Origin of the sequence: Streptomyces sp. NPDC048349, assembly GCF_040651925.1 — a bacterium.
Taxonomy (GTDB): Bacteria; Actinomycetota; Actinomycetes; order Streptomycetales; family Streptomycetaceae; genus Streptomyces.
In genome coordinates this window covers 54,956-80,505 of sequence record NZ_JBEZLA010000028.1, presented here as the reverse complement: position 1 = coordinate 80,505, position 25,550 = coordinate 54,956, and the positions used below count along the sequence as shown (strand labels likewise).

At 73.2% G+C, this 25,550-nt stretch carries 21 protein-coding genes; 13 read left to right on the top strand and 8 right to left on the bottom strand.

Annotated elements, in window-relative coordinates:
* The first annotated feature begins 302 nt into the window (after window positions 1-302).
* Both AB0D44_RS17510 and AB0D44_RS17505 read left to right on the top strand, forming a co-directional pair.
* A complete protein-coding gene (locus AB0D44_RS17510) occupies window positions 303-2,675 on the top strand; it encodes a chitinase C-terminal domain-containing protein (protein WP_362591192.1) in 2,373 nt (790 codons plus the stop codon).
* A gap of 165 nt (window positions 2,676-2,840) precedes the next feature.
* Window positions 2,841-3,596 carry an NAD(P)H-binding protein gene (locus AB0D44_RS17505; RefSeq protein ID WP_362591189.1) on the top strand — a complete coding sequence of 252 codons (756 nt, stop codon included), beginning with the start codon at window positions 2,841-2,843 and terminating at the stop codon, window positions 3,594-3,596.
* 295 nt (window positions 3,597-3,891) lie between these two features.
* Here AB0D44_RS17505 and AB0D44_RS17500 read toward each other — a convergent pair whose 3' ends face one another.
* Complete coding sequence (locus AB0D44_RS17500) at window positions 3,892-5,049, bottom strand: ROK family transcriptional regulator (RefSeq protein WP_362591186.1); 1,158 nt, start codon at window positions 5,047-5,049, stop codon at window positions 3,892-3,894.
* Window positions 5,050-5,098: 49 nt separating this feature from the next.
* Here AB0D44_RS17500 and AB0D44_RS17495 point away from each other — a divergent pair, with 49 nt between their 5' ends.
* The 3 genes from AB0D44_RS17495 (at window position 5,099) to AB0D44_RS17485 (ending at window position 8,568) form a co-directional block, all read left to right on the top strand.
* A complete protein-coding gene (locus tag AB0D44_RS17495; RefSeq protein ID WP_362591184.1) occupies window positions 5,099-6,319 on the top strand; it encodes an MFS transporter in 1,221 nt (406 codons plus the stop codon).
* A gap of 73 nt (window positions 6,320-6,392) precedes the next feature.
* Complete coding sequence (locus AB0D44_RS17490) at window positions 6,393-7,787, top strand: solute carrier family 23 protein (protein ID WP_362591181.1); 1,395 nt, start codon at window positions 6,393-6,395, stop codon at window positions 7,785-7,787.
* 76 nt (window positions 7,788-7,863) lie between these two features.
* Window positions 7,864-8,568 carry a DUF5995 family protein gene (locus tag AB0D44_RS17485; RefSeq protein ID WP_362591178.1) on the top strand — a complete coding sequence of 235 codons (705 nt, stop codon included), beginning with the start codon at window positions 7,864-7,866 and terminating at the stop codon, window positions 8,566-8,568.
* Window positions 8,569-8,629: 61 nt separating this feature from the next.
* On the opposite strand, the gene AB0D44_RS17480 is transcribed toward AB0D44_RS17485, so the two are convergent.
* Together AB0D44_RS17480 and AB0D44_RS17475 are read right to left on the bottom strand one after the other, a co-directional pair.
* Complete coding sequence (locus tag AB0D44_RS17480; protein WP_362591175.1) at window positions 8,630-10,327, bottom strand: NAD(P)/FAD-dependent oxidoreductase; 1,698 nt, start codon at window positions 10,325-10,327, stop codon at window positions 8,630-8,632.
* Window positions 10,328-10,378: 51 nt separating this feature from the next.
* Entirely contained in the window at window positions 10,379-11,179 is an 801-nt protein-coding gene (locus AB0D44_RS17475) for a carbon-nitrogen hydrolase family protein (RefSeq protein ID WP_362591172.1), read from the bottom strand.
* A gap of 253 nt (window positions 11,180-11,432) precedes the next feature.
* Here AB0D44_RS17475 and AB0D44_RS17470 point away from each other — a divergent pair, with 253 nt between their 5' ends.
* Together AB0D44_RS17470 and AB0D44_RS17465 are read left to right on the top strand one after the other, a co-directional pair.
* Window positions 11,433-12,125 carry a GNAT family N-acetyltransferase gene (locus tag AB0D44_RS17470; protein ID WP_362591169.1) on the top strand — a complete coding sequence of 231 codons (693 nt, stop codon included), beginning with the start codon at window positions 11,433-11,435 and terminating at the stop codon, window positions 12,123-12,125.
* Window positions 12,126-12,204: 79 nt separating this feature from the next.
* A complete protein-coding gene (locus AB0D44_RS17465) occupies window positions 12,205-12,516 on the top strand; it encodes a WhiB family transcriptional regulator (RefSeq protein ID WP_362591166.1) in 312 nt (103 codons plus the stop codon).
* Here AB0D44_RS17465 and AB0D44_RS17460 read toward each other — a convergent pair.
* Together AB0D44_RS17460 and AB0D44_RS17455 are read right to left on the bottom strand one after the other, a co-directional pair.
* Window positions 12,494-12,949 (bottom strand): Lrp/AsnC family transcriptional regulator, encoded by a 456-nt coding sequence (locus AB0D44_RS17460; RefSeq protein WP_179177713.1) that lies wholly within the window; start codon window positions 12,947-12,949, stop codon window positions 12,494-12,496. The genes AB0D44_RS17465 and AB0D44_RS17460 overlap by 23 nt on opposite strands.
* A 10-nt stretch (window positions 12,950-12,959) precedes the next feature.
* Window positions 12,960-14,414 (bottom strand): amino acid permease, encoded by a 1,455-nt coding sequence (locus tag AB0D44_RS17455; protein ID WP_362591163.1) that lies wholly within the window; start codon window positions 14,412-14,414, stop codon window positions 12,960-12,962.
* A gap of 313 nt (window positions 14,415-14,727) precedes the next feature.
* Here AB0D44_RS17455 and AB0D44_RS17450 point away from each other — a divergent pair, with 313 nt between their 5' ends.
* From AB0D44_RS17450 to AB0D44_RS17425, 6 genes are all read left to right on the top strand, one after another.
* Window positions 14,728-15,729, top strand: coding sequence for a GDSL-type esterase/lipase family protein (locus tag AB0D44_RS17450; RefSeq protein WP_362591160.1), 1,002 nt, complete (start codon window positions 14,728-14,730; stop codon window positions 15,727-15,729).
* Window positions 15,730-15,833: 104 nt separating this feature from the next.
* Complete coding sequence (locus tag AB0D44_RS17445) at window positions 15,834-16,793, top strand: SCO0930 family lipoprotein (protein ID WP_362591157.1); 960 nt, start codon at window positions 15,834-15,836, stop codon at window positions 16,791-16,793.
* Window positions 16,794-16,900: 107 nt separating this feature from the next.
* The gene (locus AB0D44_RS17440) at window positions 16,901-17,755 is read left to right on the top strand and encodes a LytTR family DNA-binding domain-containing protein (protein ID WP_362591154.1); all 855 of its coding nucleotides are present in this window, start codon (window positions 16,901-16,903) and stop codon (window positions 17,753-17,755) included.
* A 190-nt stretch (window positions 17,756-17,945) separates the two neighbouring features.
* The gene (locus tag AB0D44_RS17435; protein WP_362591151.1) at window positions 17,946-18,221 is read left to right on the top strand and encodes a hypothetical protein; all 276 of its coding nucleotides are present in this window, start codon (window positions 17,946-17,948) and stop codon (window positions 18,219-18,221) included.
* Between the two features lie 222 nt (window positions 18,222-18,443).
* Window positions 18,444-20,177 carry a cation acetate symporter gene (locus AB0D44_RS17430; RefSeq protein WP_362591148.1) on the top strand — a complete coding sequence of 578 codons (1,734 nt, stop codon included), beginning with the start codon at window positions 18,444-18,446 and terminating at the stop codon, window positions 20,175-20,177.
* Entirely contained in the window at window positions 20,174-21,409 is a 1,236-nt protein-coding gene (locus AB0D44_RS17425; RefSeq protein WP_362591145.1) for a histidine kinase, read from the top strand. Before AB0D44_RS17430 ends, AB0D44_RS17425 begins: the two co-directional genes overlap by 4 nt.
* 60 nt (window positions 21,410-21,469) lie before the next feature.
* On the opposite strand, the gene AB0D44_RS17420 is transcribed toward AB0D44_RS17425, so the two are convergent.
* The 3 genes from AB0D44_RS17420 to AB0D44_RS17410 all read right to left on the bottom strand — a co-directional run bounded on the left by AB0D44_RS17420 (window position 21,470) and on the right by AB0D44_RS17410 (window position 25,493).
* Window positions 21,470-22,912: a GuaB1 family IMP dehydrogenase-related protein gene (locus AB0D44_RS17420; protein ID WP_362591142.1), complete on the bottom strand. Its 1,443-nt coding sequence runs from the start codon at window positions 22,910-22,912 to the stop codon at window positions 21,470-21,472.
* 146 nt (window positions 22,913-23,058) lie between these two features.
* Window positions 23,059-24,198, bottom strand: a complete 1,140-nt coding sequence (locus AB0D44_RS17415; protein ID WP_362591139.1) for an XdhC family protein — start codon at window positions 24,196-24,198, stop codon at window positions 23,059-23,061.
* Window positions 24,198-25,493, bottom strand: coding sequence for a transposase (locus tag AB0D44_RS17410; protein WP_362591136.1), 1,296 nt, complete (start codon window positions 25,491-25,493; stop codon window positions 24,198-24,200). The genes AB0D44_RS17415 and AB0D44_RS17410 overlap by 1 nt, the downstream gene beginning before the upstream one ends.
* Window positions 25,494-25,550: the final 57 nt, after the last annotated feature.

The window sequence follows — 25,550 nt, the reverse complement described above, 5'->3', positions numbered from 1 at the left end:
TGCCACGGGTGATCGGCGCCCATGCGGGTGAGGGGGTGTGGCCTGGCTCACAGGGGCAGGGGTGAGGGCGGGCCGCAGGGCGGGGCGGGATGCGGGATACGGGGGCACAGGGTCGGCACGGACCACGTGAACGCGCGGTTGGTCCAGACCTATTGACGGGGTGGTCTAGTCCTTTTAACGTTCCCTTCACCTTCCCCGGGAGCAGCCCGTCCGATGTGCGCACGTCACGGGCCAACACGCTTCACATGTCCGCATGTTGTGCCCTGCCCAGTCCCGCCATCCTCCCCTCCCCAGGAGGCACGATGCTGTCCCCCACCCGTACCAGAGCGATGCTCCTGGCATCCGGCGCCGCAATCGCCGGACTGCTGGTGGCCGGGCTCTCGACGGGCGTCTCGCACGCCGCCGACCAGGAGAGCTGTCGCCCCGACGGCCTCTACAAGACGGCCGGCGCGGACGTCCCGTACTGCTCGGTGTACGACACCGAAGGCCGCGAGAAGATGGGCGCCGACCACCAGCGCCGGGTCATCGGATACTTCACCGGCTGGCGCACCGGCAAGGACGGTGCCCCCGCCTACCTCGCCCACAACGTCCCGTGGTCCAAGGTCACCCACCTGAACTACGCCTTCGCCCACGTGGGCGCCGACAACAAGATCTCCGTCGGCGCGGACGGCGCGAACAACGCCGCCACCGGGATGACCTGGCCGGGCGTCGCGGGCGCCGAGATGGACCCGGCCCTCCCCTACAAGGGCCACTTCAACCAGCTGACCAAGTTCAAGAAGCAGTACCCGAACGTCAAGACCCTGATCTCGGTCGGCGGCTGGGCCGAGACCGGCGGCTACTTCGGGGACGACGGCAACCGGGTCGCCTCCGGCGGCTTCTACTCGATGGCGACCAACGCCGACGGGTCGGTCAACCGGGCGGGCATCGACACCTTCGCCGACTCCTCGGTCGAGTTCATCCGCAGATACGGGTTCAACGGCGTCGACATCGACTACGAGTACCCGACCACCATGAAGGACGCGGGCAACCCGCTGGACTGGCAGCTGTCCAACGCCCGCCGCGCCGGGCTCGTCCAGGGGTACGACGCCCTGATGAAGAGCCTGCGCGAGAAGCTCGACCGGGCCGGCGCCGCCGACGGCAAGCACTACCTGCTCACCGTCGCCGCACCCTCCTCGGGCTACCTGCTGCGCGGCATGGAGACCTTCCAGATGCAGAAGTACCTGGACTACGTCAACATCATGTCCTACGACCTGCACGGCGCCTGGAACGAGTTCGTCGGGCCGAACGCCTCGCTCTTCGACGACGGCAAGGACGCCGAACTGGCCGCCGCGAACGTCTACGGCAGCTCCCAGTACGGGAACATCGGCTACCTCAACACCGACTGGGCGTACCACTACTTCCGCGGGTCCATGCCGGCCGGCCGCATCAACATCGGCCTGCCGTACTACACGCGCGGCCACAAGAACGTGCAGGGCGGCACGGACGGCCTGTGGGGCAAGGCCCCGGCGACCACCTGTCCGGCGGGCGCGGGCCTGACCAAGTGCGGTGACGGCGCCGTCGGCATCGACAACCTGTGGCACGACAAGGACACCAACGGCGCCGAGTCGCCCGCCGGTTCCAACCCGATGTGGCACGCGAAGAACCTGGAGAAGGGGATCGTCGGCGACTACGTCACGAAGTACGGCTTCCCGGCGAACACCACGCTGACCGGCACCTACGCCCGCAAGTACGACGCGACGCTGGTCGCGCCGTGGCTGTGGAACGCGCAGAAGAAGGTCTTCCTGTCCACCGAGGACGAACAGTCGGTGGCCGCCAAGGCCGACTACGTGGTCGACCGCGGCATCGGCGGCACCATGGTCTGGGAGATGGCCGGCGACTACTCCTGGAACGCCGCCAAGGGCCAGTACGAGATGGGCGACACGCTCACCTCGCTGATGTACGACAAGTTCAAGACCGCCGCCCCGTACGGCGCGAAGAAGTCGAACGCGGCGCTGCCGGCGCAGGCCGTGGACATCAAGACGGAGTTCACCGAGTTCAAGCTGGGCGACTCCAACTACCCGATCACCCCGAAGCTCAAGATCACCAACAACACCGCGGCCACGCTGCCGGGCGGCACCGAGTTCCAGTTCGACTACGCGACCGCGGCTCCGAACAACGCCTCCGACCAGTCCGGCTTCGGCACGAAGGTGATCCGCAGCGACCACACGGGCGGCAACGCCGGCGGACTGAAGGGCGACTTCCACCGGGTCTCCCTGAAGCTCCCGGCCTGGCAGACGCTGGCCCCCGGTGCCTCGGTCGACCTGGCGTTCAACTACTACCTGCCGGTGTCCACCCCCTCCAACTGGACGGTGAACATCTCCGGTACGACGTACGCGCTCGCCGGTGACCTGGCGCGCGGCGTCAAGGTGGTCCAGCCCGGATCCACGACGCCGCCCACGACGCCGCCCACCTCTCCCCCGCCGACCACGACCCCGCCGACCTCTCCCCCGCCCACCACGACCCCGCCGACGGGCGGTGCGTGCACCAGCCCCGCGTACGTGGCGGGCCAGGTCTACCCCGGCGGCAGCGTCGTCTCCCACAAGGGCCGCACCTGGAAGGCCCAGTGGTGGACGCAGAACGAGGAGCCCGGAACCACGGGCGAATGGGGCGTCTGGAAGGACCAGGGCTCCTGCTGATCCTCGACGCGTGCCGGCTCCTGCCGGCACCCGCGGAGTGAAGTGAAGAGGTGAGGACCCGGTGGCCCGGCGGCCACCGGGTCCTCGCACGTCGGCGGTCACATTTTCCGGCCCTGTCCTGTCGTCCTGGTGGCAGCACCTCGAATCCGGAAGGACGGACCCACCATGAGCACCATCCTCGTCACGGGAGGCACCGGAAACCTCGGCTCGCTCGTCACGGAGCGGCTCCGGGCCGCGGGCCACGCGGTCCGTGTCCTGAGCCGGCACGCGGCGGACCACCCGGTGGACCTGCGGGACGGCCGCGGCCTGGACGCGGCGATGGCCGGCGTGGAGGTGGTCGTGCACTGCGCGAGCTCCCCGCGCGGCGGCGACGAGGACGCCGCGCGGCACCTGATCGGGGCGGCCCGGCGGGCGGGGACCGTCCGCAACCTCGTCTACATCTCGATCGTCGGGGTGGACGCGGTCCCCCTTGGCTACTACAAGGCGAAGCTGCGGGTGGAGCGGCTGCTGGAGCAGTCCGGGCTGGGCGTGACGGTCCTGCGCACGACCCAGTTCCACGACCTGGTGGCACAGGTGGTCGACGCGGCGGCGAAGCTGCCGGTCGTGCCGCTGCCGTACGGGGTGCGGGTGCAGCCGATCGCGGTCGAGGAGGTCGCCGACCGCATGGCGGAACTGGCCGTCCCGACGCCCTCGGGCCGCGTCCCGGACATGGGCGGCCCGGAGATCCGCACCCTTGCGGACCTGGGCCGCGCCTACCTCGCGGCGACGGGTCGCCGGCGCCGGGTGGTCCCGGTGCCGCTGTGGGGCAGGGCGTACGCGGGTTTCAGGCGGGGCGGCCACCTCGCGCCGTCGCACGCGGCCGGCCGGGACACGTTCGAGGAGTACGCGGCGGGGCGGGCCGCCGCAGCCGCACGGCGGTAGCGCCTCGACGGCGCGGCGGGGGCGGCCCCGGCCCGCGCGGCTACCGCCGCGGCGCTGCGGCGGGGGCGGCTACCGCCGGAACGGCTGTGGCGGGGGCGGCTGCCGCCGGAACGGCTGCGGCGGGGGCGGCTGCCGCCGGAACGGCTGTGCCGGGGGCGGCCCGGCGCGCGGCTACCGCCGCAGCGGCTGCGGCGGGGGCGGCTGCCGCAGTGGCGGCTGCCGGAACGGCTGCCCCGGAGGCCGCTGCCGCCGGAGCGACTACGGCCCACACCGCTGCCGCCAGGCGGATCCGCCCCTATCCGCCGAACAGCACCTCCTGGGCCGCCTCCCGCGCCGCCAGCCTCGCCCCCGCGAGGACCGCCGGGCCGCCCAGGGTGGTGGCGCGGACCTCGGTGGGCACGGGGGTCAGCGCCGCCAGGCGACGGGCCACCCGGGCGGCCAGCGCGGGGCCGCCCGCGCGGCCGAGTTCGCCCGCCAGGACCACGCAGCCCGGGTCCAGGACCGCGGTGACCGCCGCCGCGCCCAGGGCGAGGCGCTCGGCCAGGGCTTCGAGGAAGACCTCCCCCGCGGCCCCCGCCACGGCCTCCTCCGCCGGGCCCTCGAAGCCGTGGGCGCGGGCGAGCGCCGTCACCGCCTCCCGGCCCGCCAGGGCGTGGAAGCCGCCCCCGCAGTCGGTGGCCGAGGGCAGGCCGCCGGTGCCGGGGACGGGGAGGAAGCCGATCTCGCCGGCCCCGCCGGAGGCGCCCCGGCGCAGCCGCCCGTCCAGGACCACGGCCGCGCCCACGCCCGCGCCCAGCCACAGCAGGACGAAGGAGTCCACGTCGCGGGCCGCACCCAGGCGCTGTTCGGCGAGGGCCGCCAGGTTGGTCTCGTTCTCCACCGCCACGACGGCGGACAGGCTCCGCTGCAGGGCCGCCACCAGGTCCCGGTGCCAGGCCGGCAGGCCCTGCGTGTCGCGCAGTTCACCGGTGGCCGGGCCGACCAGGCCGGGGGCTCCGACGACGACGGTGTGCAGCTCGCCGGCCCCGGCCCCGCGCGCGGTGTGCAGCAGCGCCGCGACCGCGTCGTCCGGCGCGCCGACGGGCAGGGCGGCCTCGGCGAGCGGATGGCCGAGGAGGTCGGTGACCACGGCGGTCACGCTGTCGGTACGGACGTCCAGGGCGGCCAGGTGCGCGCGGCGGGCGACGATCCCGTAGAGCTTGGCGTTGGGGCCGCGCCGCTGTTCGCCGGACTCCCCGACGACCTCGATCAGCCCGGCCCCGGTGAGCCGCTCGACGAGGTCGGCCACCGACGGGCGGGAGAGACCGGTCCTGGCCTTGAGCTGGGTGGCCGTCAGCGGCCCCGCCTCCTGAAGGAGTTGCAGGGCGAGGCGGTCGTTGATCGCGCGCGCCGTGCTCGGTGAGGCGGGGGACGGCACCGGGGTCGAGGTGCGGGCAGCAGTCACGGCGCCCATCCTAGGCAGTCACGGCCACTAACTATCAGGCAGGGTCCCTGATAGTTTAATGCCCATGACCGGGGAAACCGACCTCAGCCCGGCGCGGCTGCGCCATGCCCGTTTCGCGATCGCCGCCGTCTTCTGCGCCCACGGCGCGGTGACCGGCTCCTTCGCCACCCGCATCCCCTGGATCCAGGACCACGCCCAGCTCAGCGCGGGCACCCTGGGCCTGGCCCTCGCCTTCCCCGCCCTGGGCGCGGCGCTCGCGATGCCGCTGGCGGGCCGGATCAACCACCGATTCGGCGCCCGCGCCGCACTGCGGGCGCTCCTGGCGCTGTGGACCCTCTCGCTCGTCCTGCCGAGCCTCGCCCCGAACCTGCCGGCGCTCTGTGGCGCGCTCTTCGTCTACGGGGCCACCTCCGGCATGTCGGACGTGGCGATGAACGCGCTCGGCGTGGAGACGGAGAACCGACTGGGGCGCTCGGTCATGTCATCGCTGCACGGCATGTGGAGCGTGGGCGCCCTGCTCGGCTCGGCCGCCGGCACGGTCGCCGCGCACGCCGGGGCCGACGCCCGGTTGCACCACCTGGTCGCCGCGCTGGCCCTCACCGCGGCCGGGCTGGTCGCCGTACAGGGGGTGCTGGACCTCAGGAGCGACCAGGAGGCGCCGGCTCCGCCGCACTTCGCGCTGCCTCCGAAATCGGCGCTGCTCATCGGCGCCATCGGTTTCTGCGCGGTCTTCGCCGAGGGCGCGAGCCTGGACTGGTCCGCGGTGTACCTGCGGGACGTCCTGGACACGGCCGCCGGTCCGGCGGCGGCGTCGACCACCGCCTTCGCGCTCACGATGGCCGTCGCCCGGCTGGCCGGGGACCGGGTCGTGGACCGGTTCGGGGCGGTGCGCACCGTCCGGGCGGGGGGCGCCGTGGCGACCGCGGGCGGGCTGGTCGTGGTCTCGGTCCGCGAGCCCGCCGCAGCCATGGCGGGCTTCGGGATGATCGGGCTGGGCATCGCCGTGGTGGTCCCGCTGGCCTTCGCGGCCGCGGCGCGCAGCGGGCCGGCTCCGGCGCAGGCCATCGCGGGCGTCGCGACGATCACGTACACATCGGGACTGATCGCCCCGTCGGCGATCGGCGCGGTGGCGGACGCGACCTCGCTCGTGGTCTCCTTCGGGCTGGTCACCCTGCTCGCCTTCGCGCTGGTGGTGGGGGCCGCCGTACTGCGGCAGAAGCCGGCTGCCCCCGGGGCCTGCGCACCCGATCGGGACGAACGCGCCGGTATCCGCCCGTAACATGTCGGGGGCTCCGGGGCCCTGCCCGGTCGGTCTCGATGCGTGATCAGCGGCGGAACGGAAGTGGTGGAACATGGGCCTCGGCGTGCGCTGGACCGTGCACGGTGACGGGCGGACCCCCGCACCCGGCGCGGTGGTGCGGCCGGACGAGCGGCTGTCGTGGCCGCGGACCGCGGGGCTCGGCGCCCAGCACGTCGTCGCGATGTTCGGCGCGAGTTTCGTCGCGCCGGTGCTGATGGGCCTGGACCCGAACCTGGCCATCATGATGTCCGGCGTCGCGACGGTGGTCTTCCTGCTCGCGACGCGCGGCCGGGTCCCCTCCTACCTGGGCTGCTCGCTCTCGTTCGTCGGTGTCGCGGCGGCGATCCGGGCCTCGGGCGGCGACAGCGCGGTGGTGACCGGCGCCGTCTTCGTCGTCGGCGTGGCGCTCTTCCTGTCCGGCCTCGCCGTGCAGCGCTTCGGGGCGAGGATCATCCACGCGGCGATGCCGCCCGTGGTCACGGGTGCGGTCGTGATGCTGATCGGCTTCAACCTGGCGCCGGTGACGGCCTCGACGTACTGGCCACAGGACCAGTGGACGGCCCTGCTGGTCATGCTGTTCACCGGGCTGGCCGTGGTCTGCCTGCGCGGTTTCTGGTCGCGGATCGCGATCTTCCTCGGGCTGGTCTTCGGGTACGGGCTCTCCTGGGTCCTCGACCGGATCTTCGGCAAGATCCACTCCACGGTGGGCGGGGCGGAGGCCGTGGACCACTGGCGCCTGGACCTCTCGGGGGTGGCCAAGGCCGACTGGATCGGACTGCCGGCCTTCCACGCGCCGGCCTTCGAATGGTCGGCCATCCTGATCGCCCTGCCCGTGGTGATCGCGCTGATCGCCGAGAACGCCGGGCACATCAAGGCCGTCGGCGAGATGACCGGCGACCCGCTGGACGACCGGCTCGGCACCGCCATCGCGGCCGACGGCGCCGCCTCCATGCTGTCCACGGCGGTCGGCGGCCCGCCGAACACCACCTACTCCGAGAACATCGGGGTCATGGCGGCCACCCGGGTCTACTCCACGGCGGCCTACTGGGCCGCGGCGGGTTTCGCGCTGCTCTTCGGCCTGTGCCCGAAGTTCGGGGCGGTCGTCGCCGCGATCCCGGGCGGGGTGCTGGGCGGCATCACCGTCATCCTGTACGGCATGATCGGCCTGCTCGGCGCCCAGATCTGGCTGAACGGCCGGGTGGACCTGCGCAATCCGCTGAACCTGGTGCCGGCCGCGGCGGGCATCATCATCGGCGTCGGCGGGGTCACGCTCCGGATCACCGACAGCTTCGAGCTCGGCGGCATCGCCCTGGGCACGATCGTGGTGATCACGGGCTACCACGCGCTGCGGTACTTCGCCCCCGCGTACCTCAAGCAGCAGGAGCCCCTGCTCGACGCGGGCACCTCCGCCTACGATCATCAGGACGGCCGGGACACGCCGCGTTGACGGGGTTTCGCCCGAACCGGGGAAGCGTACGGCCAAGTTCCCCGCATCCGCGCCGGTGCCTGAGACTCTGCCTCCCATGGAAGCGGTGCTGGCGCGGATGCGCGCCCTGGACGAGCGGCTCCCGCCGCAGGACGGTGTCGCCGTCTTCAACCGGGTCTACCTGACGGTGACGGAGGCCCTGCACCGGCGGATCGAACACGGCGGGTTCCCGGCGCCGCGGCGGGCCCAGGCCCTCAGCGTGCGGTTCGCGGAGCGCTACCTGGCTGCGGTGGACGCGGACCGGGCCCCGGCCTGCTGGCGCCCGCTGTTCCAGTACCGCCGCCACCCCGGGGTCCGCCCGCTCCAGCACGCGCTGGCCGGGATCAACGCCCACATCGGCCACGACCTGGCGGTGGCCGTGGTGTCCACGTGCCGCGCCCTGGACTGCGAACCGGGCGCCCTCGAGGCCGACTTCGACCGGGTCGGCGACACCCTGGTCGCCCTCGAGGAGCACATCCGTGAGGACCTGATGCCGGGCCCGGACCTCCTGGAGATCGCCGACCCGCTGACCCATCTGCTCGGCTCGTGGAGCCTGGAGCGCGCCCGCGCGGGCGCCTGGGCTTCGGCCCGTCTGCTGTGGACCCTGCGCCGCTCCCCCGAACTCGCCGAGGAGTTCCGCGAGTCCCTCGACGCGGGCGTCGGCCTGGTCGGCCGCTGCCTGCTGACCCCGGTGGCCTGCGCACCCGTACGGGACACGCCGGTACGGGGCACTCCCGTACGGGGCGCACCCGTACGGGCATGAGAACGGGCCGCCGCCGCGCTCCTCGCGCGGGGGCGGCCCGTGGCCGGGGGGCCGGAGGGGGTCAGTCCTCCGGGAGTTCGACCGGCGCGATGTCGTCGTACACGTCGCCCGGGCCGGGGTTGGTGGCGTCCGTGGAGCCGCCGAGGTGGTGCATGACGCCCCAGACCGCGTTCAGGGCGGTCTGGACGGCGCCCTCGGCCCAGCCGGCCGTCCACGAGATGTCGTCGCCCGCGAGGAAGATGCCGCGCTTGTCCTCGGGGAGGCGGTCCTGCATGAAGTGGGTGAACAGGCGCCGCTGGTAGCGGTAGTGGCCCGGGAGGTTGGCCTTGAACGCGCCCATGAAGTAGGGCTCGTTCTCCCACGACACGGTCACCGGGTTGCCGATGATGTGGCGGCGGATGTCGACCTTCGGGTAGATCTCGCCGAGGGACTTCAGCATGACCTCCATCCGCTCGTTCGCGGACAGCGGCAGCCACTTGAGGCTGTCGTCGCACCACGTGTACGAGAGGCAGATGACGGCGGGCTTGTCCGGGCCGTTGTCCAGCAGGTACGTGCCGCGGGTCATGCGGTCCGTGAGGGTCATCGACATGACGTCACGACCCGTTTCCTCGTCCTTGTCGAGCCAGAACGGCCGGTCGACGGGGATGAAGAGCTTGCTGGACTCCATGTAGTGGGTGCGCTCGATCGCCGTCCAGTGGTCGATCGGGAACAGCGTGTCGTCACACTCGATCTTGGACAGGAGCATCCAGGACTGGGCGGTGAAGATCGCGGCGCGGTACGTGCGGATGTCCCCGGACGCGTCGGTCACCGTGATGCGGTTGCCCGCCGTGCGGTGCAGACGGGTCACGGCCGGGCGCGGGGTGCCCTCGTGCAGGGAGGACAGCGAGGTGCCGGGGGCCCAGTGGACGATCTTCTGGGGCTCGCGCTCCCACAGGCGCAGCGGGAGCTGCTGGGAGCCGCCCACGATGCCGCGGTGGTGGTCGTCGGCCTCGGTGTAGACGACGCGCAGGATCTCCAGGATGGAGTTCGGGAAGTCGGTGTCCCAGCCGCCCGTGCCGAAGCCGACCTGGCCGAAGATCTCGCGCTTGCGGAAGGACTGGAAGGCCTCGGACTTGCAGAGGAAGCCGTAGAAGGTCTCGTCGTCGAGCTTCTCGACGAGCTTCGCCCAGATCTCCCGGATCCGCGGGACGTCCCGCTCGCGCATCGCGGTGTTCATGTCGGAGAAGTCGGCGCCCTCGTCCAGGCAGGCGTTCCACGCGTCGGCGACGTCGCGGTAGACCTGCGGGAGGTCGGCGATGGTCTCGGCGTAGTGGGTCTCGCCCTTGAGGTCGACGACCGTCGAGGGGGTGGCCTCGGCGAGCGGGTTCGGGAAGGGCTCGGTGACCAGGCCGACGAGGTCGATGTAGTGCTGGAGGGCCGTGGAGGACGGCGGGAAGCGCATCGCGCCCATCTCCGCGGTCAGCTCCTCGGTGCCCGCGCCCTCGAAGCCCACGGTGCGCAGCCGGCCGCCGATCTGGTCGGCCTCGTAGACGACGGGCTTCAGGCCCATCTTCATGAGCTCGTAGGCCGAGATGATGCCGGACAGACCGCCGCCGATGACGGCGACCTCGGTGCCGAACTCGGTCGCGGGTATCTGCCCGAGGCCGGCCGGGTGGGCGAGGAAGTCGTCGTACGCGTACGGGAAGTCCGGGCCGAACATGGTGATCGGCGGCTGTCCGTCGCTGTGCGGGACGGCGGTGGTGGGCACCGTGGACGTCATGGGGGTACGTCTCCTTGCGGCAGGGCTGGGGGAAGCGGAGGAGCGGGGAGGTCAGACGAGGGAGGCGTAGAGCCCGGGGCGGCGGTCGCGCAGGTACGGGTTGTTCGTGCGCGAAGCGCTCAGCAGCTCGGGGTCGGCCTCGCCGAACACCAGCTCCTCGCCGCGTCCGGCCCGGGTGCGGGTGACCCCGTCGGGGCTCGCCAGGCAGCTGAGTCCGACGAACTCGAAGGCGCCTTCCGGGCCGGTGCGGTTGACGTACGCGATGTACATCTGGTTCTCGAAGGCCCGTACCGGGACGAGCTGTTCGGCGACGAACTGGAACGGGTGCATCTGGGCGGTCGGCACCAGGAGGAGGTCGGTGCCGGCCAGCGCTTGGGCGCGGACGTTCTCGGGGAACTCCACGTCGTAGCAGATCATGATGCCGATCCGGAGGCCGCCGAGGTCCGCCTGGACGACGGGGGTGTCGCCGGGGGTGAAGGCGTCCTGCTCGAAGCAGCCGAACAGGTGCGTCTTGCGGTAGTTCGCGAGCCGGACCCCGTCGGGACCGATGAGCTGCGCCGCGTTGAACACGGCGTCGCCGGCGCGCTCGGGGTAGCCGTACAGGACGGCGATGCCGTGGCGGCGGGCGATCTCGCCGAGGGCGGCGGCGGACGGGCCGTCGGCCGGCTCGGCGAGGGCGGCGATGTCCTCGATCTCCAGCGCGTAGCCGGTGAGGAACATCTCCGAGGTCACGAGGAGCCCGGCCCCGCCCTGTGCGGCGCGCGCCGCGGCCTCGTCGAGCTCCTTGAGGTTCTCGGCGGTGTCGCCGAGCCGTCCGGAGCTCTGGAGGAGGGCGGTGCGCAGCGGGGGCATGGACTACCTCTGTGGCAGGAGGGGTGGGGTCGTAAAACGGTACGTTCGGGCGTTCGACCGGGACAAGACGTGACCGTTGCGCTCCGCGCATCGATTCGTTGCGCGTTCGACCACCGCAGCGGAGATTCGTTGCGCGGGGGGCGGAAGGCCTGGTGAGCGGCGGGGAAACGAAGATCATCGCTCCCCGGCACGGTCTGGCGGCCACAGCACTAGGCTTCCTGTGACCGATCATCCGGCGAAGGAGCGCGCACCGATGTCCCCCGAGGTACTCGACAACCCGGTCTGGTCCGCGCTGACCGGGCCGCACCGCGGCTTCGCCGAGCACGGGCCGGCGGGCCTGGCCGCCCGCTACGCCGGGGACGCGAGCCCCTTCGCCGCCCTCGCCGACCCGGCGGACCCCCGGGCGTGGGCGGATCTGGCGGCGCTGGCCGGGCCCGGTGAGGGCGTCTGGGTGACGGGGCTGCTGACCCCGCCGCCGGGGTGGGAGACGGTGGCGACGGTCCCGGGCGTGCAGCTCGACGGCCGGGCGGTACGGGCCGAGGGCGCGCCGGAGGCGGTGCCGCTGGGGCCCGCCGACGTGCCGGAGATGCTGGAGCTGGTGGGCCTGACCAAGCCCGGGCCGTTCCTCGACCGGACGGTCGAGCTGGGTACGTACCTCGGGATCCGGCACGGGGGCCGGCTCGTCGCGATGGCCGGGGAGCGGATGCGGCCGGCCGGCTGGTCGGAGATCAGCGCGGTGTGCACGCACCCGGACCACCGCGGCCGGGGCCTGGCCGGCCTGCTGATACGGGCGGTCGCCGCCGCGGTCCGGGAGCGCGGGGACAGTCCCTTCCTGCACGCGGCGGCCGAGAACACCGGGGCGCTGCGGCTCTACGCGTCGATGGGCTTCGAGCTGCGGCGCCGGCCGGACTTCCTGGGGCTCCGCACGCCCGCCAAGGAGGCTTGATCCGGGGACGGTTGGGAAGGGCGGGTTTCGGTGGACGTCCAGCGGTCAGACGCGGGACAACCCACGGAAAGGAACTGCCATGACGGACGTCACCCGCCTGCCCGGGGCCGCCCACCGCTTCTGGGAGTGGCAAACCAGGGCCGCCTGCCGGGACCTGGGCTCCGGCCGGTTCTACCACCCGGCCGGTGAGCGCGGCGAGGACCGAGAGGAGCGGGACGCGGCCGCCAAGCGGGTCTGCGCGGTGTGCCCGGTGCGTGCGGCCTGCCTGGAGCACGCGCTGCGCACCCGTGAGCCCTTCGGCGTCTGGGGCGGCCTGACGGAGGAGGAGCGCCGCTCGCTGCGCGGCCGGGAACTCGAAGGCGCGGGCCCTATGCGGGCGCACCGGAGGTGAAGCGGCGCAGCAGCGGGGACAGCACCAGGACCGACTTGGTGCGCTCCACGAAGGGCTCGCCCGCGATGCGCTCCAGGACCCGCTCGAAGTGGCGCATGTCGGAGGCGAAGACCTGGACGAGGGCGTCCGCGTCGCCGGTGACGGTCGACGCGGACACCACCTCGGGGTACCGCTCCAGCCCCCGCCGGATGTCGTCCGGCGAGGTGTTGTGGCGGCAGTAGATCTCGATGAAGCCCTCGGTCTCCCAGCCCATCGCGGCGGGGTCCACGCGGACCGTGAAGCCGGTGATGGCACCTTCGGACCGCAGCCGGTCCACGCGCCGCTTCACGGCGGGCGCGGAGAGCCCGACCTCGGAGCCGATGTCCGCGTAGGAGCGGCGGGCGTCTTCGGCGAGGGCGTGCACGATGCGTTCGTCGAGATCGTTCAGTCGCACTGCGGGTGGATCACTTTTCTGCTGTGGCCAGGCTGGAGCGGCGGATGCCGTACAGGAAGTAGACCACGAGGCCGACGGCCATCCAGACACCGAACGCGACCCACGTGGCGACCGGCAGGCTGTACATCATGTAGCCGCAGGCGAGGAAGCCGAGGATCGGCGTGACCGGGAAGAGCGCCACCTTGAAGGTGCGCGGCATGTCGGGCTTGGTGCGGCGCAGGATCACGACGGCGACATTGACCAGGGCGAACGCGAAGAGCGTGCCGATGCTGGTCGCGTTGGCCAGCTCGCCCAGCGGGATGAAGGCGGCGAGGGCGCCGCAGAAGAGCGAGACGATCAGCACGTTGACGCGCGGGACGCCGGTCTTCTCGTCGACCTTGGCGAAGGCCTTGGGGACGAGGCCGTCGCGGGACATCGCGAAGAGGATGCGGGTCTGTCCGTACAGGACGGCGAAGACGACGGAGGCGATGGCGACGACCGCGCCGGCCGCGAGGACGACGCCCCAGAAGCTGTGGCCGGTGACGTCGGTCATGATCTGGGCGAGTGCGGCCTCGGTGCCCTCGAAGTCCTGCCACGGCATGGCGCCGACGGCGACGAGCGCGACGAGGCAGTACAGGACGGTGACGATGCCCAGCGAGAGCATGATCGCGCGCGGCAGGTCCTTCTTCGGGTTCTTGGCTTCCTCACCGGCGGTGGAGGCGGCGTCGAAGCCGATGTACGAGAAGAACAGCGTGGAGGCGGCGGCGCTGATGCCGGTCACGCCGAGCGGGGCGAGCGGGGCGTAGTTGCCGGCCTTGATGCCCATGACGCCGATGCCGATGAAGAGCAGCAGCGTGACGATCTTCACCGCGACCATGATCGTGTTGATCCGGGCGCTCTCCTTGGCACCGCGCATCAGGAAGACCATCGCCAGCAGGACGACGACCAGTGAGGGCAGGTTGATCCAGCCGCCCTCGCCCAGCGGGGCCGAGAGGCCTTCGGGGATGGTGAAGCCGAGGGTCCCGTCGAGGAGCTCGTTGAGGTACTGGCCCCAGCCGACGGCCACGGCCGCGACCGACACGGCGTACTCCAGGACCAGGCACCAGCCGCAGATCCAGGCGATGAGCTCGCCCATGGTGGCGTAGGTGTACGAGTACGAGGAGCCGGAGACGGGGACGGATCCGGCGAGCTCGGCGTAGGACAGGGCGGAGAACAGCGCGGTCAGGCCCGCGATGACGAACGAGATCGTCACGGCCGGACCGGCCTTGGGTGCGGCCTCGCCCAGGACCACGAAGATGCCGGTGCCCAGGGTGGCGCCGATGCTGATCATCGTCAGCTGCCACATGGTGAGCGAGCGGCGCAGCGAGCCGCCCTCGCCCTGGCCGCCCTCGGCGACCAGCCGCTCGACCGGCTTGCGGCGGAGCAGCGGGTGGGCGGGCCTGCGGGGCTCGGTCGTGGCGGGTGGCGCCTGGCCGTGGTCGAGCACGGGGGGACTCCTTCTTGCTGCGGGTGGGGATAAGGCGTCGACCGCAGCGATCCGGAGCAGGAGCAGGCGAGCAGGAGCCTGCCTGGGCATGGGAGGACCGCCGAGCAGGCGGTCCGCGCCACTCCACGTACAGCGAGTGAGCCTACGAGCTGAGTGATACCGCCCGTAATGCACCATCCTTGCACATTGCCGCACGATCGTTGCGCGGATCTGTCCTGGATGGTCCTTTGTTGCGCAAGGATGATCGATCGCTGCACGGCGCACCTCGACCGGCATCCTTGACAGCTCATCAGATCTCCCGCAGCGTGCCGCCATGGACCTGGATCTGTGGCAGGACCCCCGGCCGTTCCTGCGCGGAATCGCCTGGCTGGAGAAGGGGCGGCCGGTGCGGGCGGACCCGGCCGACACCATGCGGCTGCCCTGGGACACCGGCGAACGGGCCACCCTGCCCATCGGGGTGCGCCTCGAATTCACCACCGCGGACGCGTGGGCGGTGGAGATCCGCTACCGGGCCACCGTGCCCGGCCCCACCGACGCGCTGCGCGACCTCGCACACGGCTTCGCGCTGTGGGACCGGCACGGGGTGGTCCGCGAGGTGTTCACCGAACCGGCCGCGGAGGCCGTCGTGCGCATCGAACTGGGCGGCGGCCCGGGGCCGTTCACCGTCCACCCGCCCGAGGCCCAGTCCCCGCTGGTCCTCGGGCTGCGCGGGATCGGCGGCCCCCTCTCCCCGGCGCCGGCCGCCCCGCGCTGGGTGGTGCACGGGGACTCCATCACCGAGGGCTGGTGGTCCACCCGGCCCGCCCACGGCTGGCCCGCGGTGGCAGGCCGGGCCCTGGGCTGGGACACGGTCAACCTCGGCTACGCGGGCGCCGCCCGCGGCGAGCTGGCCACCGCCGAACAGCTCGCCGGGCTGCCCGCCGACGTGCTCACCCTCGCCTTCGGCACCAACTGCTGGTCCCGGGTGCCCTTCTCCGCGCCCCTGCTGTACGAGACCACGCGCAGCTTCCTCGAACTGGTCCGCCAGGGGCATCCGCGCACCCCGCTCCTGCTGGTCTCCCCCCTTCTGCGGCCCGACGCCGAACGCACCCCGAACCGGCTCGGCGCCACCCTCGGCGCCCTGCGCGACGCGATGGAGCGCGCCACCCGGGACCGGATCGCCGCCGGGGACGACCGGCTCGCCGTGCTCCCGGGCCGCGACCTGCTCGGACCCGAGCACCTGGAGGACGGGCTGCACCCCAACGACGCGGGACACCAGGTGCTCGGCCTCGCTGTGGCCACGGCCCTGCGGCGGGCCGGGTTCGACGCGGCCTGAGTGAAACAGCCCACAGCGTCCGCCGTGAACGGACCGGACCCCCGAGGGCGTGTCCTGTGCACGGTTGCCGCCGCTGGGGCGACGGCGCGGAACAGACACGACACGTGGGAGAGATCACCATGGGCATCAAGCGCGGAACCACCCTCGTCGCGGCCACCATCGCCGTCGTCCTGGCGGCGACCGCCTGCGGCCCGTCGGAAGACAAGGCCGCCGACACGGCCAAGCCGGCCGGGGCCGCCGCCCCCGCCTCCTCCCAGCCCGCCGCGGACGGCTCGGGCGCCAAGCCCGGCGGCCGGCTGGCGATCGCCACCGCCGAGCAGCTCGGCTCCGTCCTCACCGACAGCGCAGGCCTCACCCTGTACCGCTTCGACAAGGACACCGCCGAGCCGTCGAAGTCGAACTGCGACGGGGACTGCGCGAAGACCTGGCCGGTGGTCGCCGCCGGCGACGCCACCGCCGCCGCGGGCATGGACCCGGCGCTGCTCGGCGAGGTGGTGCGCAGCGACGGCACGAAGCAGCTGACGGTGGCGGGCTGGCCCGCGTACCGCTTCACCAAGGACGCCAAGGCCGGCGACTTCAACGGCCAAGGCGTCGGCGGGGTGTGGTTCGCGTTCGCCCCCGACGGCAAGAAGGCGGCGAAGGCGGCTCCGGCGGCGGCCGGTGCGGGCGCAGGCGGTGCGGGCGCAGGCGGTGCGGCCGAGGCGGGTGCGGCGCTCTCCGTGGCGAAGGACCCCAAGCTGGGTGACCACATCGTCGACGGCAAGGGCATGACCGTCTACCGGTTCAAGCCGGACACGGCGTGGCCGATGGTCTCCAAGTGCGTCGGCGACTGCCTGGCCAAATGGCCGGTCGTGCCCCCCGTGGACAAGGCCGCCGCCAAGGGCGTCACCGAGCGGAACTACCTCGTGCTGGACCGCCCCGACGGCACGAAGCAGCAGACCGTCGACTGCTGGCCGGTCTACACCTTCACCGGTGACAAGAAGCCGGGTGACACCAACGGCCAGGGGGTGGGCGGCACCTGGTACGCGGTCGCCCCCGACGGCAAGCTCATCACCGTCCAGTAGCCCCCGCCTCCCGCCCCCCACCTCCCGATCGCGCGGCCCTGCCCTCCACCCCCGGGGCGGGGCCGCGCGCCGTTCCGCCCGGGCGGGACACCTCCTAAACTCCCCGCATGCTGCGCGTACTGGCCGTCGACGACGAGAAGCCGCTCCTGGAGGAGCTCCTCTACCTGCTGCGCTCCGATCCCCGGATCCGCAGCGCCGAGGGCGCCTCGGACGCCACCGAGGCACTGCGCCGCATCACCGTGGCCCTGGAGGCCGGGCCGGACGGCGCGGACGGCATCGACGTGGTCTTCCTCGACATCCACATGGCCGGGCTGACCGGGCTCGACATCGCCCGGCTGCTGGCAGGCTTCGCGCGGCCGCCGCTGATCGTGTTCGTCACCGCCCACGAAGGGTTCGCCGTCCAGGCCTTCGACCTCAAGGCCGTGGACTACGTCCTCAAGCCCGTGCGCCCACAGCGGCTGGCCGAGGCCGTGCGGCGGGCCTGCGCGCAGCTGGGGCAGCCCGGGGACGTGTCGCCGACCGCCGCCGGGAGCGCGCCGGCCCCCCTCACCGCGCCCGCCGCGCACGCCGGGTCCGGCGCGCCCCTGCTTCCCCGCCCGGCGGCCCCGGCCGCCGTCGCCGACCGCGCGGCGGAGCAGATAGCCGTCGAGCTGGGCGGCGTCACCCGTTTCGTGGCCATCGCCGACATCGCGTACGTCGAGGCCCAGGGCGACTACGCCCGCCTGCACACCGACGAGGGCAGCCACCTGGTCCGCATTGCGCTGTCCACGCTCGAGGAGCGGTGGGCGGCGCGCGGGTTCGTGCGGATCCACCGTCGCCACCTGGTGGCCCTGGCCCGGATCGACGAGCTCCGGCTGGAGGCGGGCACGACGAGCGTCCGGGTCGGCTCGGCGGAACTCCAGGTGAGCCGTCGCCATGCGCGGGAGCTGCGGGACCTGCTGATGCGGCACGCGACCGGCTGACCCGGGGCGGGGGGCAACCGCCGGGCGGCCGGCGGTCGGGCGACCGTCCGGCGGCGGCGGGCTGCCGTTCGTCGCACGGCGAGTGGCGTACGGCGATCCGGCGGGGCCGTCGGCCGCACCGGCGGGTGAACGGCCCGCCCTGCGCCGGCCGCCCCGCGTATCGTGGATCTTCCGGCGCGGGAGGAGCGCGATGTCCGAGATCCAGGCGCTGCTCGACGCACTGACCGGCCTGCCGCGCAGCGCGCCGGCCGGGCCCGCGGAGGCGGAGGCGCTGCTCGCCCGGCTGCGGAGTGCCGCCGCACGCTGGGCCGACGTCCTGTACGAGGCGGGCGAGGGGGTGCGGGGGCGGGTGCCGCCGCGGGCGGAGGCCGCGCTGACCCTGGCGTTCCGGCGGGCGGAGGAGTCGTACGTGGAGCTGGAGATCGCCCTGCGCGACTGTGCGGAACACCGCGACCCGGCCGCCTGAACCGCTGCGCGGCGCGTTGCCCCGCCCCGCCCCTTCCGGAAACCGCGGGCTCCGCCCCGGAGCCTCGTACGTGCGCTGCGCGCCGCCCTCACACGCCGGGCGGGGCGGAGGAGCTCCGTGCAACGGTGCCGGAGGCTGGGCGGCGGGGCCGGATCGGGCCTGTTGCGGGGGCGGGGGCGTGCATAGACTCCCGTCACCGCACCCCCGGCCGAAGGACCCCCGGTGAACCAGACGTACGCGCTGACCGCGGTCGCCGTCGTCGTCCTGGCCACCGTCCTCGTCGGCGCGCTCGGCCTGCGCATATCCCGGACCACCTCCGACTTCTACGTCGCCTCCCGCACCGTCGGACCCCGCCTCAACGCGGCCGCGATCGGCGGGGAGTACCTCTCCGCCGCGTCCTTCCTCGGGGTGGCCGGCCTGGTGCTGCTCCAGGGGCCCGAGATGCTCTGGTACCCGGTGGGCTACACCGCCGGATACCTGGTGCTGCTCGTGCTGGTGGCGGCCCCCCTGCGGCGCTCCGGCGCGTACACGCTGCCGGACTTCGCCGAGGCCCGGCTGGAGTCCCAGGCGGTGCGCCGGATCGCGGTGCTGTTCGTGGTCGGGGTCGGATGGCTGTACCTGCTGCCGCAGTTGCAGGGCGCGGGCCTGACGCTGGAGATCCTGACCGGGGCCCCGCACTGGGTGGGCGGGGTGGTGGTCGCCTTCGTGGTGAGCGCGGCCGTGGCCGCCGGCGGCATGCGCAGCATCACCTTCGTGCAGGCCTTCCAGTACTGGCTCAAGCTCACCGCACTGCTGGTCCCCGCCTTCTTCCTGGTCGCCGCCTGGGCCGGGGACGGCGCGCCGCGGGCCGCCTTCGACGCGCCGGCCGTCTTCCGCGAGCACACCTCCGTGACGGTGGCCGAGGACGTGCGCCTGTCGGTGGAGGCTCCGCTCACGCTGACGGTGACGGGGCAGGTGGACGGCCGGACGTACGACGGGGTCCCGCTGACCCTCGAGGCCGGGCAGCACGCCGTACGGGCGCACGCACGGCTGGAGTTCACCCCGGACACACCCGTCCCCGACACCCGGGCGGAGGCGGGCCTCGGGGTGTCCAGCTGGTCGCAGCCGCTGTCCGGGGACCGCTGGGAGCACCGGCTGTACGCGACGTACGGGCTGGTCCTGGCCACCTTCCTCGGCACCATGGGCCTGCCGCACGTCGCGGTGCGCTTCTACACCAGCCCCAACGGGCGGGCCGCGCGGCGCACCACGCTGGTGGTGCTCGGCCTGGTCGGGGTCTTCTACCTGCTGCCGCCGGTGTACGGGGCGCTGGGCCGGATCTACGCCCCCGAGCTGGCCCTGACCGGCGACGCCGACGCGGCGGTGCTGGTACTGCCGGAGCGGATGCTGGGCGGGCTGCTCGGGGAGTTGCTGGGGGCGCTGCTCGCGGGGGGTGCCTTCGCGGCGTTCCTGTCGACGGCGTCGGGGCTGACCATGGCGGTGGCGGGGGTGCTGCACCAGGACCTGCTGCCGACGCGCGGGGTGCGCAGCTTCCGCTTCGCGGTCCTGCTGGCGACCCTGGTGCCGCTGGCCGGCAGCGTGGCGGCCCGTGACGTGCCGGTGGCGGACGCGGTGGGGCTGGCCTTCGCCGTGTCGGCCTCGTCGTTCTGTCCGCTGCTGGTGCTCGGCATCTGGTGGCGCCGGCTGACCCCGCCGGGTGCGGTGGCCGGGCTGGTGACGGGCGGCGGGGCGGCGCTCAGCGCGGTGCTGGCGACCAGGGGCGGGCTGGCCCCGGCGGGCTGGGTGCACACCCTGCTGGCGTGGCCCGCGGCCTGGTCGGTGCCGCTGGGGTTCCTGACGATGGTGCTGGTGTCGCTGGGCACCGGGTCGCGGATCCCGGCCGGGACGGCGGCCACCCTGGCGCGGCTGCACCTGCCGGAGGACGTGGTGGCCGGGGACCGGGCCGGGGGTGCGCGGTGAGCGGGGCGGGGCTGGTGCTGCTGGCGGTCACGGGCGCGGCCCTGCTGGTGGGCGCGGGCTGGCTGGGGGGCCGGTGGCAGGCCCGGCGCGGGGAGCGGGCGGCCGGGCTGGACCTGGGGACGCCGGTGGAGCGGGCCACCTTCCACACCCTGCACACCGCTTCGCTCGCCGCTCCCCCGCTGCGGGCGGGACTGACGCAGGACGCCGCCCGCAAGGCCGCCCGGCGGCTGCGGTCCCTGCTCGGCACGGAGGCGCTGTGCCTGACCGACCGGGAGTCGGTGCTGGCCTGGGACGGCCCGGGCGCCGATCACCACGAGCGGCGGGCGATGGAGCGGGTGGCGGTGATGCTGGAGTCGGGGCGCAGCCAGAGCGTGCGGACCGGGTGCCGGCGCCCCGACTGTCCGCTGAAGTGGGCGGTGGTGGCCCCGCTCACGGGCGAGGACGGGATGCTGGGGGCGCTGGTGGCCTACGGGTCGCGGGAGTCCGCGGTGCTGGTGCGGGCCGCGACGGAGGTCGCGCGGTGGGTCTCCGTACAGCTGGAGCTCTCGGAGCTGGACCGGTCGCGGACCCGGCTGATGGAGGCGGAGATCAAGGCGCTGCGGGCGCAGATTTCCCCGCACTTCATCTTCAACTCGCTGGCCGCGATCGCCTCGTTCGTCCGGACGGATCCGGAGCGGGCCCGGGACCTGCTGCTGGAGTTCGCCGACTTCACCCGGTACTCCTTCCGGCGGCACGGCGAATTCACCACGCTGGCCGATGAGTTGCGTTCCATCGAGCAGTACCTGGCGCTGGCCGGGGCCCGGTTCGGGGACCGGCTGAAGGTGACCTTGCAGGTGGCGCCGGAGGTGCTGCCGGTGGCGCTGCCGTTCCTGTGTCTCCAGCCGCTGGTGGAGAACGCGGTGAAGCACGGCCTGGAGGACTCGCCCGAGGAGTGCCGGATCACCATCACCGCCCGGGACGCGGGTGCCGAGGCGGTGATCACCGTCGAGGACAACGGGGTGGGGATGGACCCGGCGCTGCTGCGCCGGATCCTGGCCGGGGAACACGCCGGCTCCTCCTCCGGCGTGGGGCTGCCCAACGTCGACGAGCGGATCCGGCAGGTGTACGGGGACGCGTACGGCCCGGTGATCGAGACGGGGGTCGGGGCGGGCCTGAAGGTCACCGTGCGGATCCCCAAGTACCGTGCGGGCGTGCACAGTTCACCTGCCGACCCGCATCCTCCCCGGCACTGACGGGCCGGGGTGCGCCGCAGCCCCCGGCCAGGTGGTGGCCGGGGGCTGCGGGGAAGAGGTCTAGCTCCAGCTGGCGTGCAGCGGCTTGCCCTCCGCGTAGCCGGCCGCGGACTGGACGCCGACCACGGCCTTCTCCTCGAACTCCGCGAGGGAGCCCGCACCGGCGTAGGTGCAGGAGGAGCGGACACCGGCGATGATCGAGTCGATCAGGTCCTCGACGCCCGGCCGGGCCGGGTCCAGGAACATGCGCGAGGTGGAGATGCCCTCCTCGAACAGCCCCTTGCGGGCCCGGTCGTAGGCCGACTCCTCCGACGTGCGGTTCTGCACCGCACGCGCGGACGCCATGCCGAACGACTCCTTGTAGGAGCGCCCATCGGCGGACTGCTGGAGGTCGCCCGGGGACTCGAAGGTACCGGCGAACCACGAGCCGATCATGACGTTCGACGCACCGGCGGCCAGCGCCATCGCCACGTCACGCGGGTGGCGGACACCGCCGTCGGCCCACACGTGCTTGCCGTACTTCTTGGCCTCGGCCGCGCACTCCAGCACCGCGGAGAACTGCGGGCGGCCCACGCCGGTCATCATGCGGGTGGTGCACATGGCGCCGGGGCCCACACCGACCTTGATGATGTCCGCGCCGGCGTCGATGAGGTCCTTGACGCCCTCGGCGGCGACGATGTTGCCGGCCACGATCGGGACCTGCGGGTCCAGCGCGCGGACGGCCTTGATCGCGTTGATCATCGACTCCTGGTGGCCGTGCGCCGTGTCGATGACGAGCGTGTCCACGCCCGCGTCGAGCAGCTGCTTGGCCTTCTGCACGAAGTCGCCGTTGATGCCGACGGCCGCGGCGATGCGCAGCTTGCCGTTGGCGTCGGTCGCCGGGGTGTACAGGGTCGCGCGCAGCGCGCCCTTGCGGGTGAGGATGCCGACGAGCCTGCCGTCCTTGTCGACGGCCGGGGCCAGCTTGCGGTGGCCCGCGTCGAGCTTGTTGAAGGCCTCGCGGGGGTCGATGTCGGCGTCGATGAGCAGCAGCTCCTTCGACATGACCTCGGAGAGCTGGGTGAAGCGGTCCACGCCGGTGAGGTCGTGGTCGGTGACGACGCCGACCGGGCGTCCCTCGCCGTCGACGACGACGCCCGCACCGTGGGCGCGCTTGGGCAGCAGGGACAGCGCGTCGGCCACGGTCTGGGTGGGCGCCAGCGTGATCGGGGTGTCGAGCACGAGGTGGCGGGTCTTCACCCAGGAGATGACGTCGGTGACGACCTCGATCGGGATGTCCTGCGGGATGACGACGATGCCGCCGCGGCGGGCGACCGTCTCGGCCATCCGGCGGCCCGCGATGGCGGTCATGTTCGCCACGACGAGCGGAATGGTGGTGCCGGTGCCGTCGGGGGAGGACAGGTCCACGCCCTGGCGGGAACCGACCGCGGAGCGGCTGGGCACCATGAACACATCGTCGTACGTCAGGTCGTACGGCGGCTTCTGGTCATTGAGGAAACGCACGTGCTGAACATCCCAGTCGATCGAAGGATCCTTCTATGGCCTCGACAGGGCAGCCGAGGAAACGCACGTACTTCATTCTCCCATGAGCCGGGGTTTACACCGCCCGGGCCGATCGTCCAGGACATTCCGGGCCCTCTCGTGGTTTCCTACGGGACCTTGGTCCTGCGGCGGTGGATCGGCCGTCGCCCGGCCACCAGCGGGAGGGCCGATCCGCCGTGCCGGACCGCCGTGAACTCGGCGGCGATGGCCAGGGCCGTCTCCTCGGGGGTGGCGCCGCCCAGGTCGAGGCCGATCGGGGAGCGCAGCCGGTCCAGGGCCGCCGGCGGCAGCCCTTCCGCGCGCAGCCGCTCCACCCGTTCGGCGTGGGTGCGCCGCGACCCCATGGCTCCGACGTAGGTCAGCGGCAGCCGCAGCGCGAGCGACAGCAGGGGTACGTCGAATTTGGCGTCGTGGGTGAGGACGCAGACGGCGGTACGGGCGTCCAGGCGGCCCGCGTCCCATTCGGCGGCCAGGTGGCGGTGCGGCCAGTCGACGATCACCTCGTCGGCGCCGGGGAAGCGCGCCGGGGTCGCGAAGACGGGCCGGGCGTCGCACACGGTGACCCGGTGTCCGAGGAAGGCACCCATCCGGGCGAGGGCCGCGGCGAAGTCGACGGCCCCGTAGACGATCAGCCGGGGCGGCTCGGCGGCCGATTCGACGAGCAGGGTCAGCGGCTCCCCGCACAGTCCGCCGGCCGTGCCGAGCTCGGCAGTGCCGGTGCGGCCCGCCAGCAGCAGGGCCCGTACCCGTTCGGCCGCCTCCCGGTCCAGGGCCGCGCCGCCGCCGAGCCCGCCTTCGTACGATCCGTCGGCGTGGACGGCGAGCGCCCGGCCGAGCTGCGGCGGCGGGCCGCTGACCACGCGGGCCAGCGCGGCGCGCGTGCCGCCGGCCGCGGCGTCGAGCACCGAGCCGAGGACCGGCCGGACGGGGTCCTCGCCGCGCACCGGGGTGACCAGGACGTCGAGGACTCCCCCGCAGGTCAGGCCCACGGCGAAGGCGTCGTCGTCGCTGTAGCCGAAGCGGTGCAGGCCGCCTTCGCCCGACGCGATGGCGCCGAGGCAGAGCTCGTGCACGGCCGATTCCACGCAGCCACCGGAGATGGACCCGAGCGCGGTGCCCCGGTCGTCGACGGCGAGCGAGGCTCCCGGTCCGCGCGGCGCGCTCCCGCTGACGGCCACGACGGTGGCCAGGGCGAATTCCCGGTGCGCGGCACACCACGCGCGTAGCTCGTCGGCAATGTCGAGCATCAGCGGATGTACTCGCGTCTGGGGGCCGGCCCGGGGATGAGCGGCCGCGGCGGCAGGACGGCGGGTGGCCGGGCCGCGGCGGCGGGGCGGGTGGCGCCGGTGCGGGCGGGTCCGGGATAGCTGTCGGGTACGCGGTCCCGCGACGCGCTCAGGAGTTTGGCCGCGTGGGCCACGCTCGCCAGGGTGGCGTGGTGGTGCCAGCCGCGGAAGGAGCGGCCCTCGAAGTCCCGTATGCCCACGGGTTCGCAGGTTTCGGTGAAGTCGAGGGAGACGCGGTCGGTGAGTTTGGCGAGCAGGAACAGCTGGGCGAGGGGCCGGTCGCCGATGTTGGTGATCCAGAACTCGGAGGGCAGCAGGGCCGCTTCGGTCCAGGCTCCGACCAGCAGCAGCGGGGTGGTGGGCGCGGGCGCCGGCCGGTCCTCGCCGGGGGTGGCGAGGATCGAGGCCGCGGTCAGCAGGGTCACGGCGCCCTCGGCCCGGCCGTGGCGGGTCCATTCGACGACGCGGCGCTGGGAGCGCAGGGAGTCGATGAGCTCGCGGGCGGGCGCGGTGTGCGGGCCGGGTTTGTGGCGGCCCGCGCCGCCGAAGGAGACGGGCAGCGAGCCGTCGACCTTGAAGACGAACGGGATGTCCTGGAGGGCGAAGGACTCGATGCTCTGCGGGAGGTCGCTGTTGGCGACCTCCATCACCACGGGCCTGCGCTGGAGTTGCCAGGTGGCGGCCATCCGCTGGACGGCGTGTACGGCGTCCTGGGCGGGGGTGAGGGAGCGGGCCGTGTCGGGGATTCCGGCCCGGCGGCGGCGCAGGAGTTCGCTGGTCCAGGGCCCGGGGAGGGTGAGGGTCCACTCGACGGGGAAGCTGGCCTCGCTGGAGGCGAGCCAGATCCCGCTGGCCTGCTGGCAGTTGGCGGTGCGGCCGAGCTGCGGGACGAACTGCCGGCCGACGCCGACCGAGCGGTCGCCGGCCTTCTCTATGACCATGGGCTGGAGCACCCAGGCCAGCGGGCGCTGCGCGGTGCGTTCGAGGTGCTGCGCGAGGGAGCGGCGGACCGGGGTCCAGTCCCAGGGGGACTTGCTGATGAACTGCTGAAGGCTCTGCTCTACGGAACTGGCTCCGGTTCCGGCGATGTTGCGGATTGTTTTCTTCCCTTTGGTCCGCACGAGGCCGTTGAGATAAACGCGGGCCCAGTTTCGCTGGTCCCGCCGGGGTAAGGACTCGAAGAGAAGAGAGATCAGGACATCGATCAATTCGGAGATTTCCTTCGTGGAATCCTCCGGCAGGACAACGCGAGCCATCTGGGCCTCCCCCGCGACCAGCAGCTAGATCCAATACCCTACTTGACCGCGGAGAAC

Excerpts from the sequence above, each read along its gene's own strand:
- AB0D44_RS17510 (WP_362591192.1), top strand. The coding sequence starts at position 303 with ATGCTGTCCCCCACCCGTACCAGAGCGATGCTCCTGGCATCCGGCGCC.
- AB0D44_RS17505 (WP_362591189.1), top strand. The coding sequence starts at position 2,841 with ATGAGCACCATCCTCGTCACGGGAGGCACCGGAAACCTCGGCTCGCTC.
- AB0D44_RS17500 (WP_362591186.1), bottom strand. The coding sequence starts at position 5,049 with ATGGGCGCCGTGACTGCTGCCCGCACCTCGACCCCGGTGCCGTCCCCC.
- AB0D44_RS17495 (WP_362591184.1), top strand. The coding sequence starts at position 5,099 with ATGCCCATGACCGGGGAAACCGACCTCAGCCCGGCGCGGCTGCGCCAT.
- AB0D44_RS17490 (WP_362591181.1), top strand. The coding sequence starts at position 6,393 with ATGGGCCTCGGCGTGCGCTGGACCGTGCACGGTGACGGGCGGACCCCC.
- AB0D44_RS17485 (WP_362591178.1), top strand. The coding sequence starts at position 7,864 with ATGGAAGCGGTGCTGGCGCGGATGCGCGCCCTGGACGAGCGGCTCCCG.
- AB0D44_RS17480 (WP_362591175.1), bottom strand. The coding sequence starts at position 10,327 with ATGACGTCCACGGTGCCCACCACCGCCGTCCCGCACAGCGACGGACAG.
- AB0D44_RS17475 (WP_362591172.1), bottom strand. The coding sequence starts at position 11,179 with ATGCCCCCGCTGCGCACCGCCCTCCTCCAGAGCTCCGGACGGCTCGGC.
- AB0D44_RS17470 (WP_362591169.1), top strand. The coding sequence starts at position 11,433 with ATGTCCCCCGAGGTACTCGACAACCCGGTCTGGTCCGCGCTGACCGGG.
- AB0D44_RS17465 (WP_362591166.1), top strand. The coding sequence starts at position 12,205 with ATGACGGACGTCACCCGCCTGCCCGGGGCCGCCCACCGCTTCTGGGAG.
- AB0D44_RS17450 (WP_362591160.1), top strand. The coding sequence starts at position 14,728 with ATGGACCTGGATCTGTGGCAGGACCCCCGGCCGTTCCTGCGCGGAATC.
- AB0D44_RS17440 (WP_362591154.1), top strand. The coding sequence starts at position 16,901 with ATGCTGCGCGTACTGGCCGTCGACGACGAGAAGCCGCTCCTGGAGGAG.
- AB0D44_RS17435 (WP_362591151.1), top strand. The coding sequence starts at position 17,946 with ATGTCCGAGATCCAGGCGCTGCTCGACGCACTGACCGGCCTGCCGCGC.
- AB0D44_RS17415 (WP_362591139.1), bottom strand. The coding sequence starts at position 24,198 with ATGCTCGACATTGCCGACGAGCTACGCGCGTGGTGTGCCGCGCACCGG.
- AB0D44_RS17410 (WP_362591136.1), bottom strand. The coding sequence starts at position 25,493 with ATGGCTCGCGTTGTCCTGCCGGAGGATTCCACGAAGGAAATCTCCGAA.